This is a genomic window from Butyrivibrio sp. AE2015 (genome assembly GCF_000420825.1).
Taxonomy (GTDB): Bacteria; Bacillota; Clostridia; order Lachnospirales; family Lachnospiraceae; genus Butyrivibrio.
Genome location: NZ_ATVR01000059.1, coordinates 1 through 11,637, shown reverse-complemented (window position 1 = coordinate 11,637; position 11,637 = coordinate 1). Strand labels below are relative to the sequence as shown.

The following is an 11,637-nucleotide window of genomic DNA, read 5'->3' as shown; positions in this document are numbered from 1 at the left end:
AAGAACCGGATAACTTTTATCCATGGATAGCATTTGATGAAAACGGGGTTTTCGGACATTTTATCATGAGATATTTGCACGGAGATAATAAAATACTTCGTTTTGGATGGGTGGTTGTAGATGACTCTATTCGTGGTAAAGGTTATGGAACCCAGATGTTACAGGTTGGTCTGAAATATGCCTTTGAGATTCTTGGCGTTGATGTTGTAACCATCGGTGTTTTTGAAAGCAACGAGTTGGCTCATAAATGTTATAAGAAGGTTGGATTTATAGATAAGGAAATAGTGAGCAAACAGCCATGGAATGTCATCGAAATGGAAATAAAGAAAGAAGATTGGGCTACGAGCTCGGATTTGTAAAGGAGAAGTGTATGTTTTATTTTGTGCGGCACGGGGAGACAGATTATACAGAACGTGGAACCAAAATATATCAAGGACACGGAACGAATTTAGCGCCTCTTTCGGAAACTGGGATCGGCCAGATAAGGAAAGCGGCAAAGGATATTCGACTTCAGGAGGCGAACCTGATTTTGTGTTCTTCTTATACAAGAGCCGTGCAGTCTGCAGCCATTCTTTCTAAGGAATTGGGGCTGGAAATTAGGATTGAGACGGATCTGCACGAATGGGTTGCAAACGACCTTTATATCTATGAGGATGATCATACCGCAGAGAAGGCATACGAAGATTTTTTTGAAATAATACATTGATGAATGTCTATATATATGCTATCGTCTACATATAGACAGATATCAATGTAAGGAGGAGATTATGGTTAAATTAGACGAAGTATTGATATGCAAGGCCCTTGGTGATCCTAACAGAATGGAAATAGTTAAGATGCTTTCTGATCAGGAGAAGTGCGGATGTAAGCTTCTTGAAAAGTTTGATATTACACAGCCGACTCTCTCTCATCACATGAAGATACTTGTGGATTCGGGCTTGGTTAAAGACAGGAAAGAAGGTAAGTGGCACTACTATTCAATAAACACGGACATCATGAAGGAATTCTGTGGTTTTATAAAAACGCTCTGTAATGAAACCACCGGCAAATGCTGTAAGGGAGAACTATGATTGAAATTAAAGAATGTGATGACTACGAAGCAGCAAAGAAACTTATAAAGGAGTATTCCAAGATCAAAGGCGCTGAAGCTTGTTTCGTATCACTTGACAGAGAACTATCTGATCTGAAGGGCTTCTATAAAGACGGAGCATTGCTTCTTGGCTATGATGATGCTAATCCTATAGCAACAATAGCCATTAAAAAGATTAATGATGACCAAGCTGAAGCAAAGAGATTATATATAAAGCCAGAATGCAGGGGAAATGGGTATGCAAGACTTCTGCTTAATGCAATGCTTGATAAATGTCGGGAACTTCAGTTTAAAGAGGTCAGGTTTACCACGAAACCTGAAGTGATGAGCATAGGCTATGCTTTATATCAGAAAATGGGATTTGAGGAACTGGAGAATGATAATGGAACTGTTTTGATGCATATGATGTTAGATAAGGATTGGAATATTAAACTGAACCGACTTTAGGAATCGATGAAGGCTTGGTGAAAATAATGGAATCGGAATATAACTTTCTCACCTAATGAAGATGAGTTCTTTATTCGATGATCCGCTATACTTTATCTGCCAACTTATTCAGCACCGTCTCCAATGTACTGATTTCGGAAGGAGTGAGTCCCTTATATAGGTCAGCCAGGCGGTCTGTGTTGGCTGCTGTAATAGCCTTATACTTTTCCCATCCCTCCTGGGTCAGGTAAAGTTTCTTTAAACGCTTATCATCTGCATTTTTCTTTATTTCGATCAAGCCCTCGTTTTCAAGAAGCTTTACGTTTCTCGCAATGGCAGCCTTATCAATGCACAGAAGTGAGGCGATACCTTCCTGTGTGATCCCTTCCGATGCACCTATATTTGATATCACAACACTTTCTGAAAAGGAAAGGCCTAAATCCTTTAAGAAGCTATTTGCATAATTCAAATAGCTTCTATACAGGATTCCAACGTTTTGAAAAATGTTTCTATCCATTCTCTGCCTCCAAGAAAAAATCTTTTACAATAGCGATAAACTGATCTGGTACCTCAAGATTTGTTACGTGGCCAGAGTCCACATATATATATTTTCCATCGCTGAGGCAATCCATGGCCACTTCTGCCATTTCCTTTGACATCGCCCCATCCAGGGTTCCATCAGCCAGATAACCTGTGTTGGCCTGAATCAACAACACCGGACAGTCTATCTTCTTTAGCGCTTCCTCATGATTGAAATCCTCATTCCAGGTGCCGTCATAGAAAGCCGCTCCAAAAGTTGGATCATAATAGTCCAGCCCACGCAGCATTTCCTGAACTGACACAGGCATGAAGGCAATCTCAAGAGGCTCATCACTGTGGAAGGTGCGATAGATGGTCACCATACCCTTAATTAGTTTTTCTGCTCCTGGAAATACATATGTGGCAAAGAACTGCTTGCTGTTATCAATCCAGTAAATGAGGTAATCGCCATCATAGTCCTCTGACTCCAAAGCATTGTGGCTCTGGGTAAAAGCTTTATTGGCAACAGTTGTCTTAACAGCAGGATACTCCGACGAAAATAGAGGAGGATCTTCCAATATTATCGCTTTCACCACATCGCCTCTGTTAGCCGCAAGATATGTAGCTAGAAGCCCCCCTGATGAGTTGCCGGTCACATAAACTTCCGTGCCGATAACGTCATCGATGAAGCGGCCTAGATCATTTCCTATGTTTTCGGCGCTCATCACGTAGCCTTCCGGTACTATAGTCTTGCCATGTCCCGGATAGTCGATAGCGTATACATGAAAGCCTTTTGAAAGCTCCGGCAGAACAGCGCTGTACGTGTACCAGTCCAGTAGTTGTGCGTGAAGTAGGACAAGAGCCGGACCGTTATCTGGTCCTTCAGCATAGTTAAAGGTTACGCTGCCCACCTGCACCTGCTTTTCCGCTATTCCCGCCTCGTCCAGTTCTTTGTCCGCAGGATTATTATATGCTGCAACATAAATGATCAGTCCACACAATATCAGTATGAGTGCGCAGATCAGTATTAAAATAAATCTTACCACTTTTTTCATTTCTTGATCTCCATAAACAAATTGACTGAGTCAACCATACAATATATTGTTGACTCAGTCAAGCATTTCAAGAATATTTTTTAATAGTTGTTTTGCTTTAAATCCAGGTGTTTATCTACACCTGGAAATTTTTTGAAAAATTTTAGATGTAACCATTGCAACTACATCTGCCACGAAGTAAAATGAAGGCAGGAGGAATTAAAAATGCAGATATCAAGCAGATTTACGGTTGCACTTCATATTTTTACATGTGTGGATACATTTAAAGAAGAACACAAGGTAACGAGCGATTTTCTTGCAGCCAGTATAAATACGAATCCTGTCATCATTAGAAAGATACTTACTCAGCTTAAGAACGCAGGGTTAATAAATGTTATCAGAGGAACAGGCGGAATAGAGCTTACAAGAGATCTTAAAGATATAACTTTTTATGATGTGTATCAGGCAATTGAGCCTTTGGAGGATGGAGATTTATTTAGATTTCATGAATCACCAAATCCAGAGTGCCCTGTTGGTAGGAATATCCATTCGCTATTGGATGATAAGTTGAAAAGCATCCAGGAAGCGATGGAATCAGAGATGAAAAAATACACTCTTAATGATTTAAGATCCGGAATGCAGGAACTGTTGGCAAAATGAGCTTAATAATGAGACTCTGAGGTATTTACTTCAGAGTCTTTTTTCAAAGGATGTGTAATATGGAAACTAAGGCTAAAAAATCAACACAGGAAGAACGTCTTAATTATCTTGTAGAAGGATTCAAGGCAGATTCTGATGAATATAAGGAATTACAGACTCCAAATAGTACGGAAGATAAAAGACGAATCTTAAGGTCACTTATGAATATCCGTATGCCAAAAGAATTGTCCTCTGAAGTAATGAAAGTACAGGATGAATATCTGACAGAAAGAGCGGCTGAAAAGGGCGTGGTGAATCTATCAGACATCCCGGTTATCAGGGATGGACTTTCTATCTGGCAAGGAGATATCACAAGACTTTCGGTGGATGCTATTGTTAATGCCGCTAATTCGCAGATGCTCGGTTGTTTTGTCCCGATGCATACTTGCATAGATAACTGTATCCATACTTTTGCAGGAGTGCAATTAAGAGCTGAGTGCAACAGGCAGATGAATGAACTTCGAATCAGATACGGAAGAGACTATGAACAGCCTACTGCCGTTCCAATGCTCACTGATGCGTATAATCTTCCGGCAAAGAAAGTAATTCATATAGTAGGACCAATTGTCCAGTACAAACTTACTCCTGAATTGGAAAAGGATTTGGAGAACTGCTATAGAAACACTTTGGATATGTGTGCTGAAAATAGCTTGAAGAGCGTTGCTTTTTGCTGTATTTCAACAGGAGTATTTCATTTTCCTAATAAAAAAGCAGCTGAGATTGCCGTTAAGACTGTGTCAGAATGGCTTCGTGAAAATCCTGGTAAGGTAGAAAGAGTGATATTCAATGTTTTCAAAGATGAGGATAAGGCCATTTATGAAAAACTTATATGATGATATTCCTAATGGTTATCAGGAAACTATAAAGAAAGGAATGAATGCTGTGAGATACTTTACTACAAGTATGTCCTATGGTAAGGGAAACAAAGAAGAACAGATAAGCAGACTTAAAACAGAAATCAAGGAAGCAGATGCCATTGTTATAGGTGCGGGTGCAGGATTATCAACATCAGCAGGTTTTACTTACAGTGGCGAACGTTTTGAAAAATACTTCTTTGATTTTGTAAAAAGATTTGGTATCAGGGATATGTATTCAGGTGGTTTCTATCCGTTTCCGAGCGAAGAAATACGCTGGGCCTGGTGGGCAAGACATATTTATTTTAACAGATATATTGATGCTCCAAAGCCAGTGTATAGGGATCTTCTTAAGATGGTTTCCGATAAGGATTATTTTGTTATCACAACAAATGTAGATCACCAGTTTCAAAGAGCAGGGTTTGACAAGAAAAGACTGTTCTATACTCAGGGTGATTATGGCTTGTTTCAGAGCGTGAATCCTGCTATTCAGAAAACCTTTGATAATGAAGAGTGGGTAATGAAAGCTATGGAAGCACAAGGTTTTGTAAGAGATGATCAGGGAGTATTTCAGGTACCGGCTGATGGTAAGCTACTGATGGAAATTCCTTCTAAGCTGATTCCAAAGTGTCCTGATGACGGCTCTGATATGACTATGAATTTGAGAGCGGATGATTCTTTTGTCGAGGATGAAGGCTGGCATAGGGCATCTGCAGCATATTCTGATTTTATTCGCAGACATGAGAATCTCCATGTTCTTTATCTCGAATTGGGAGTAGGAGCTAATACGCCCGTCATTATAAAGTATCCGTTCTGGCAGATGACATTGGCAAATGAAAAAGCGGTATATGCCTGCTTAAATTATGGTGAAGCTTTCTGTCCGGAGGAAATTGAAGATAGAAGTATCTGCATTGATGGTGATATTGCAGAGACTTTTTAACAGTCCGATTGCCCGTTTGGTATTATGTGATCAAAGTATCAAAAATATAACGAAAAAGAACCTGCCGAAGAAGTTAATTCCTCGACAGGTTTTTTTATGGAAAAATCCACGGTTATATAATCGATAAAAAGCAGAAAACTTTGAAAAAAATCGATTTAACCATGGCATGTATTCTGATATGTGCTATAATGTAATCGATAAAAGTCAAAGTTCTTTGGAAAAATGAGGTTTGTATGGAGTATTCTAGAGAAATATATGTTAATAGATTGATTGCGCGTAAGGAGAATGGGTTAATAAAGGTAATAACAGGAGCTAGACGTTCTGGTAAATCGTATTTGATGAACGAATTGTTTTTTAAACATTTGCTGAATACAGGTATTCCAAGCAAAAATATAATTAAGTTTGCATTTGATTCGGACGAAGATATAGATTTACTTGATGCATACTTTCCTGAAGAGCCGACAAAGATTGTTATTAATCCAGATGTGTTTTATGTGAATGCTAAGAAATTTAGGGCATTCATGAAGGATAGAACAAACGATGCAGAAAAATACTATTTACTATTAGATGAAGTGCAATTGCTTGATAATTTTGTTGGAACCCTTAATGGCTTATTAAGACATACTAATTACGATGTCTATGTTACAGGCTCTAATTCAAAGTTTCTATCTTTTGATATAGCAACTGAATTTAAAGGCAGGGGTTCAGTAGTCCATGTGTTGCCGTTAGCTTTTTCGGAGTATATGCAAGGGACAGACCTGTCTCCAGAAAAGGCTTGGAGGGAATATGTTGTAACTGGTGGCATACCTCTTGTGGCACAAATGAAAAGCGAAGAAGAAAAAGTCTCATATCTGAAAGGTTTATGTGAAGAAACATATTTAAAGGATATCATTACTCATAACAAGATTAAGAAAAAAGTTGAACTTGGAGATACATTTGATATTTTGGCGTCTATGATCGGTAGTCCTGTGAATGCAAGGAAAATTACAGATACCTTTAGAAGCGTTTTGGATAAGAGTATCACTGCTGATACAATTGGTGATTATGTTGACTACTTCCAAGATGCATTTGTTGTGTCGAAGGCTAAAAAATATAATATTAAAGGCAGAAAATATATTGGTTCCCCATTCAAAATCTATTTTGAGGATATTGGTGTGAGAAATGCTAGACTCAACTTTAGGCAGATAGAAGAAACGCATATCATGGAGAATATCTTATACAATGAATTGCGTTTTAGAGGATTTAATGTTGATGTGGGAGAACTGAACGTTAGTGAAAAAACAGACAGAGTGGATGTAAATGGTAAGGTTATATATGCACAGAAATCGCTTGAAGTCGATTTTGTAGCATCAAAAGGAAGTCAAAAATTTTATATTCAATCAGCTTTGACAATGGAATCTCCTGAAAAACAGGCACAAGAAAAAAGAAGTTTGTATTATATTGATGATTCTTTTAAGAAAATAGTCGTTGCAAAAACAGGGTTGAATCCGACATATGATGACAATGGCGTAATAACAGTTGATTTATTCGACTTTTTGCTTAGTGATAAAATATTGGAAACAGAGGCGGTTTAACTGTTTTTGAGAAATGTGTCTGGATAGTTGGTGTTTATGGACAGTAGATCATGAATTTACTAAAGATGTAGGCAAATCGGGGGATTGGAGGGGTAAACCATGTTAGAAATATTAAAAGCGAGGTTTCAGGATAATAAGAATCTTCATATGGAACTGAGTTGGCTTGACGTGGAGAAACGTTTGCTTGAGCATCCGGACTCCATGGATGTTTTGAGAAGGATGGAGGAGAGCGGAGGAGAACCGGATACCATCGGCTATGACGAAAAGACGGGAAAGCTAATTATCTGCGACTGCGCAAAGGAGTCCCCTTCTGGGCGCAGAAGCCTGTGCTATGACGAAAAGGCATTACAGGGGCGTGCTAAAAACCCGCCGTCAGGCAGCGCCGAATGGAAAGCAAAAGAAATCGGCGTTTTGATCATGACGGAGGAACTCTATCGCCGACTGCAAAGTCTCGGGGAATTTGATTTGAAAACGTCAAGTTGGATCACTACGCCGGATGATATTCGCGACAAGGGCGGTGCTTTGTTCTGCGAACGACGTTACGGAACGGTTTTCACATTCCATAACGGGGCGGATTCGTACTATTCCGTGCGCGGGTTTAGAGGCTATACGCTTATATAAATTCTGATTGTAGAGCGATTAATTCCAGTAAACGGACTATTAAAGAAAGATTGGGAAATTCAAAATGACAAAAATATATAAGAGAAGTGAGATTACTTTTGCAATCCTGTGGATTGTTGCTTATGTTGTTCTGAGCAGTTTGGCAGATCAGTTTTCAGAGAACATTGGCATTACAAAATCTATAACAGCTGTGCTTCACATAGCAATGTCTTTGATTTTGTTTTTCTGGATTCAAAAAAATAAACTTGGTGAAAAATACGGGTTTTGTAGATCATCTATTCCTGCAAAGCGTTTTCTTTATTATCTGCCTCTTATTATTGTTGCATCAACGGCTTTTTGGGGCGGAATAAAATTGCAATATGACATATTGGAATCTCTGTTTTATTTCATCAGCATGCTCTGCGTAGGGTTTCTTGAAGAAGTTATTTTCCGTGGACTATTATTCAGGGCAATGGAGAAGGACAATCTTAAGAGTGCAATTATTGTTTCTGCGCTGACATTTGGCTTGGGACATATTGTGAATCTTTTCAACGGAAGTGGAAAAGATTTGATTTCGTCCATGATTCAAATTGTGTTTGCTGTCATGGTCGGATTTGTGCTGGTAATAATCTTTTATCATGGGAAGTCTCTTGTACCATGTATTTTATTCCACTCTGCTAATAATGCGCTCAAAGTTTTTTCTGCAAATGGGATGAGTAATCCTCTGACAGAAAGGGCAATCAACTTAGTGTTGATCATTGTTGTTTTGGGAGGGTATCTATTCTATCTGGTTAAAGAATTTGGAAATGGAAATAGCTTGGATGCGAACAAGTAGGAATAAAATTGAAATTATAGATGTTAAAGAACTTGGAATAAACCCAGACCAGATAATGGTTGGGGGAGAGAGTGCGGGAGGTGGATTAACTGCAGCCATCTCAATGTTGGCAAGAGAGTGGGTTCAAATAAAAAAGGTGAATGGATTTTAGTAAATTTTAAATAACGAATGCAATTAAATGCTGGAAAGACAGGTAATACAAGGTGAAATAAATAATTCATTTCAACGCAGAGTTTTTTAATAATAATTTCAGAGATATTTTCTTATGGGAATTTGCGGAATTTAGTAAAATGGTTGTGGTAATCTAGTTAACATAAACTATTTATCTCAGGAGGTAATTATCAATGAATAAAAAATCTGCTTTTGAAGTATACCTGTCTGCGGTTTTTAAATGGGGTATTACTGCACTGGTATCGGCCTGTATGTTTGCTACAGCAATGTTCATAGTAGAAAAGACAATTGGCTTTTATCAGGTTATCCCTTGGATCGCAGTAATAATTTTCGGTATCATGGATGTGTGTTTCTTTATTACAGGAATGCTGATTCTTAAGTCTTCATTTGATGAAGATGGATATTTAAAAGATGGAAAACTTCAAATAGGAAAGATTTTCTGCTCAGTTGTTCTTATCCTTCAGTGGAACTACATTATTTACATGGTTCCGACCAGAACATTCTGGGGATTTTTATGTTTCTTCCTGATACTTATCGGATTCTTTATGGATATTAAGCTACTGTCCGTTACCGGCAGTATTTGTATTGGTTCTATGTTTATTGCATGGTTTGTCAGAGGCACAGCTCTTTTGCCAGTAAAAGACGAACTCTTTATTACAGATGTAATCATGTGTGTTGTAGGCCTTGTGCTTTCGTTAGCCGGCCTTGTAATGTTCTTATTCTTTGTTTCACACTTTTTGATTACTGCCAAAAAGGATGAGCTTGAAGAGAACAACAGGCGTGTTACAGGTGTTATGGATGCTGTTCGTTCAATATCTTCCAAGATGGTAACTGCAGGAACAACTCTTTTGGATATCTCATCAAGTGAGAGCGCTTCAGCAGAAGAGCTATCAGCAACAAGTGATGAGCTTGTTAAAAACAGTAATATTCTTGGTAATAAAGCAGATGAGAGTATGGCAAACTTGTCAGAGCTTAATGATTGCGCAAGCATTGTAGAAGAAAATGTTGAGACTGTTGAGAAGACATCTGACAACCTTCTTAAGAAGTCAAAAGAAAATGAGAAATCATTAAATGATCTTCAGGGAATAAATTCTGAAGTTTCTGATTCTATGGCAGTTACAACAGATATTGCAGACAGACTTCTAAAGGCAGTAGAAGAAATTGGAACAACGCTTGAACTTATTCAGGGAATTTCGTCATCAACAAGCCTTCTTGCTCTTAATGCTTCAATTGAGGCCGCAAGAGCGGGTGATGCTGGAAAGGGATTTGCTGTTGTAGCAACTGAAGTTGGTAAGCTTGCAGAAAACACGCAGAGCTCACTTAAGGACGTTGGCGCAATAATTGAAAGAGTTCAGAAGAACGTAGAAGAGATTACAGGACAGGTTGAGATAAATGCCAATAAGCTTGCTGAACAGAATGAACAGTTTAAGACAGTATTTGGCGACATAAGTGAAATGACTACAATGCTGAATGATTCGGTTAATGCAATTGAAGAGATGAATGAGGCACATAAACGCCAGTCAGAAATCATCAAAAAAACTGTTGAGATTAACCAGAATATCGCAGAGAGTATCAGAAGTGAGAACGAGCAGTTTGTGGCTATCAGTACCATGGCTGGAAATAATGCTACAAATACTGAGCATGTTGCACAGCAGGCTAGTGCAATCAATGACATGGTTGATGAGATTAATCGTCTTCTAAATAATTAAAAAGATGTGAGTGTCAAAAGACTGTGCCTTCTAAAAAAGAGGGCACAGTCTTTTTTATTTAATACGAGGAAATTGCGCCTTGCCGGCGCAACCTTGAATTAAAGGCCCGGACAAGACCGGGCCATGCAAAGCGGAGGTATGCAGAGTATTATTATCAGTCTACCTCATCAAAAAATTCATCATCTTCGTGCATAAAGTAAGAAATTTTTCACTGACATTTTTAAAATTCATCCCGTATAATTGAGGATGAGTTATTTAACTTATACTTAGTAAATTCGCCGGAGGAACGAGATTCATGAAATTTGCTATGTTACTGTGGAGTTTTGGATTTTTTGAATAACTGACATATCTTTTAAATAACAGAATCAATGTAGCAAAGGAGATTATAGATATGGAATTTAATAAAGTTATTCAGAAGAGAGAGTCTGTTCGTAAGTACAGCGATACAAAGCCAACAGAAGATCAAGTGAAATATATTCTAGAAGCGGGGCGCTTAGCACCAACAGCTTTTAATAAACAACCACAACGAGTGTATATACTAAAAAGTGGAGAAGCTCTTCAGAGGATGGACAGTGTTCATCCATGCCGTTATGGAGCACCGATGGTAATTCTAGTATGTTCCGATAAAAATGCTGCAAGTAATTTTCAGGGTGGAAATAGCTATTTGACAGATGGTGTTATTGCAGCAACACATATGATGCTGGCAGCAACAGATATAGGATTGGATACATGTTGGGCTGGAGTGAATGATGTTCTTAAAACACAGAAGGCTTTTGACCTGCCAGAAAACATCTATCCTATTTGTTTCCTGGATTTGGGATTTCGCGCTAGCGATTTCAAAGGTGTATCTAGCGATAAAAAAAGGAATCCAATTGATTCAATGGTAACTATTTTATAAAAAATTGCGGCGTAGCCTTAGGATGATTGTAAAGCAGGAGTCATAACCTGCCGCCGTATTTACTCCTGAAGAGGAGTATAGCGGAAAATTCCGCGTTAATTAATGCAGCGCTGTGCTGGAAAAGTCACTGCATGTTTTTACAAATCCGTCCTGACATGGTAATATATATTCGCTGTGTCAGGACTATTTTTATGTCATAATAGATAAATGGTGCCCGACGTGGTACTCGGTACAATAAGCTGAGATAACAAATGGCTTAAATAAAGCATTTTTAGAAGGAGATATATA

At 38.4% G+C, this 11,637-nt stretch carries 15 protein-coding genes; 13 read left to right on the top strand and 2 right to left on the bottom strand.

Annotation, left to right across the window (positions count from 1 at the left end; translation table 11 throughout):
- The 4 genes from G585_RS18535 to G585_RS0116310 all read left to right on the top strand — a co-directional run.
- The coding region (locus tag G585_RS18535) for a GNAT family N-acetyltransferase (protein WP_022776431.1) at window positions 1–359 on the top strand (359 nt) is incomplete at its 5' end.
- Between the two features lie 11 nt (window positions 360–370).
- A complete protein-coding gene (locus G585_RS18530; protein ID WP_051143014.1) occupies window positions 371–706 on the top strand; it encodes a histidine phosphatase family protein in 336 nt (111 codons plus the stop codon).
- A gap of 61 nt (window positions 707–767) precedes the next feature.
- Entirely contained in the window at window positions 768–1,070 is a 303-nt protein-coding gene (locus tag G585_RS0116315) for an ArsR/SmtB family transcription factor (RefSeq protein ID WP_026664067.1), read from the top strand.
- Complete coding sequence (locus G585_RS0116310; protein WP_022776430.1) at window positions 1,067–1,537, top strand: GNAT family N-acetyltransferase; 471 nt, start codon at window positions 1,067–1,069, stop codon at window positions 1,535–1,537. The genes G585_RS0116315 and G585_RS0116310 overlap by 4 nt, the downstream gene beginning before the upstream one ends.
- An 85-nt stretch (window positions 1,538–1,622) precedes the next feature.
- Here G585_RS0116310 and G585_RS19230 read toward each other — a convergent pair whose 3' ends face one another.
- Both G585_RS19230 and G585_RS0116300 read right to left on the bottom strand, forming a co-directional pair.
- On the bottom strand, window positions 1,623–2,033 hold the full coding sequence (locus G585_RS19230; protein ID WP_022776428.1) for a MarR family winged helix-turn-helix transcriptional regulator: 411 nt from the start codon (window positions 2,031–2,033) through the stop codon (window positions 1,623–1,625).
- Complete coding sequence (locus G585_RS0116300; RefSeq protein ID WP_022776427.1) at window positions 2,026–3,090, bottom strand: alpha/beta fold hydrolase; 1,065 nt, start codon at window positions 3,088–3,090, stop codon at window positions 2,026–2,028. Before G585_RS0116300 ends, G585_RS19230 begins: the two co-directional genes overlap by 8 nt.
- Before the next feature lie 204 nt (window positions 3,091–3,294).
- On the opposite strand from G585_RS0116300, the gene G585_RS0116295 reads away from it, so the two are divergent.
- The 9 genes from G585_RS0116295 (at window position 3,295) to G585_RS0116255 (ending at window position 11,349) form a co-directional block, all read left to right on the top strand.
- Window positions 3,295–3,729 carry an Rrf2 family transcriptional regulator gene (locus G585_RS0116295; protein WP_022776426.1) on the top strand — a complete coding sequence of 145 codons (435 nt, stop codon included), beginning with the start codon at window positions 3,295–3,297 and terminating at the stop codon, window positions 3,727–3,729.
- Between the two features lie 59 nt (window positions 3,730–3,788).
- Complete coding sequence (locus tag G585_RS0116290; RefSeq protein WP_022776424.1) at window positions 3,789–4,601, top strand: protein-ADP-ribose hydrolase; 813 nt, start codon at window positions 3,789–3,791, stop codon at window positions 4,599–4,601.
- Window positions 4,585–5,562 carry an SIR2 family NAD-dependent protein deacylase gene (locus tag G585_RS0116285; protein ID WP_022776423.1) on the top strand — a complete coding sequence of 326 codons (978 nt, stop codon included), beginning with the start codon at window positions 4,585–4,587 and terminating at the stop codon, window positions 5,560–5,562. The genes G585_RS0116290 and G585_RS0116285 overlap by 17 nt, the downstream gene beginning before the upstream one ends.
- A gap of 233 nt (window positions 5,563–5,795) precedes the next feature.
- Window positions 5,796–7,136, top strand: a complete 1,341-nt coding sequence (locus G585_RS0116280) for an ATP-binding protein (RefSeq protein WP_022776422.1) — start codon at window positions 5,796–5,798, stop codon at window positions 7,134–7,136.
- A gap of 99 nt (window positions 7,137–7,235) precedes the next feature.
- The gene (locus tag G585_RS0116275) at window positions 7,236–7,757 is read left to right on the top strand and encodes a DUF4256 domain-containing protein (protein ID WP_022776420.1); all 522 of its coding nucleotides are present in this window, start codon (window positions 7,236–7,238) and stop codon (window positions 7,755–7,757) included.
- Window positions 7,758–7,821: 64 nt separating this feature from the next.
- Window positions 7,822–8,571: a CPBP family intramembrane glutamic endopeptidase gene (locus tag G585_RS0116270; RefSeq protein ID WP_022776419.1), complete on the top strand. Its 750-nt coding sequence runs from the start codon at window positions 7,822–7,824 to the stop codon at window positions 8,569–8,571.
- Window positions 8,558–8,722: an alpha/beta hydrolase fold domain-containing protein gene (locus G585_RS0116265; protein ID WP_242830003.1), complete on the top strand. Its 165-nt coding sequence runs from the start codon at window positions 8,558–8,560 to the stop codon at window positions 8,720–8,722. The genes G585_RS0116270 and G585_RS0116265 overlap by 14 nt, the downstream gene beginning before the upstream one ends.
- 193 nt (window positions 8,723–8,915) lie before the next feature.
- Window positions 8,916–10,451, top strand: coding sequence for a methyl-accepting chemotaxis protein (locus G585_RS0116260; protein ID WP_022776416.1), 1,536 nt, complete (start codon window positions 8,916–8,918; stop codon window positions 10,449–10,451).
- Window positions 10,452–10,842: 391 nt separating this feature from the next.
- Window positions 10,843–11,349, top strand: coding sequence for a nitroreductase family protein (locus G585_RS0116255; protein WP_022776415.1), 507 nt, complete (start codon window positions 10,843–10,845; stop codon window positions 11,347–11,349).
- The last annotated feature ends 288 nt before the right edge of the window (window positions 11,350–11,637 follow it).

Bases quoted from the DNA above. Each gene is read 5' to 3' on its own strand.
- G585_RS18530 (WP_051143014.1), top strand. From the start codon at position 371: ATGTTTTATTTTGTGCGGCACGGGGAGACAGATTATACAGAACGTGGA.
- G585_RS0116315 (WP_026664067.1), top strand. From the start codon at position 768: ATGGTTAAATTAGACGAAGTATTGATATGCAAGGCCCTTGGTGATCCT.
- G585_RS0116310 (WP_022776430.1), top strand. From the start codon at position 1,067: ATGATTGAAATTAAAGAATGTGATGACTACGAAGCAGCAAAGAAACTT.
- G585_RS19230 (WP_022776428.1), bottom strand. From the start codon at position 2,033: ATGGATAGAAACATTTTTCAAAACGTTGGAATCCTGTATAGAAGCTAT.
- G585_RS0116300 (WP_022776427.1), bottom strand. From the start codon at position 3,090: ATGAAAAAAGTGGTAAGATTTATTTTAATACTGATCTGCGCACTCATA.
- G585_RS0116295 (WP_022776426.1), top strand. From the start codon at position 3,295: ATGCAGATATCAAGCAGATTTACGGTTGCACTTCATATTTTTACATGT.
- G585_RS0116290 (WP_022776424.1), top strand. From the start codon at position 3,789: ATGGAAACTAAGGCTAAAAAATCAACACAGGAAGAACGTCTTAATTAT.
- G585_RS0116285 (WP_022776423.1), top strand. From the start codon at position 4,585: ATGAAAAACTTATATGATGATATTCCTAATGGTTATCAGGAAACTATA.
- G585_RS0116280 (WP_022776422.1), top strand. From the start codon at position 5,796: ATGGAGTATTCTAGAGAAATATATGTTAATAGATTGATTGCGCGTAAG.
- G585_RS0116275 (WP_022776420.1), top strand. From the start codon at position 7,236: ATGTTAGAAATATTAAAAGCGAGGTTTCAGGATAATAAGAATCTTCAT.
- G585_RS0116270 (WP_022776419.1), top strand. From the start codon at position 7,822: ATGACAAAAATATATAAGAGAAGTGAGATTACTTTTGCAATCCTGTGG.
- G585_RS0116265 (WP_242830003.1), top strand. From the start codon at position 8,558: ATGCGAACAAGTAGGAATAAAATTGAAATTATAGATGTTAAAGAACTT.
- G585_RS0116260 (WP_022776416.1), top strand. From the start codon at position 8,916: ATGAATAAAAAATCTGCTTTTGAAGTATACCTGTCTGCGGTTTTTAAA.
- G585_RS0116255 (WP_022776415.1), top strand. From the start codon at position 10,843: ATGGAATTTAATAAAGTTATTCAGAAGAGAGAGTCTGTTCGTAAGTAC.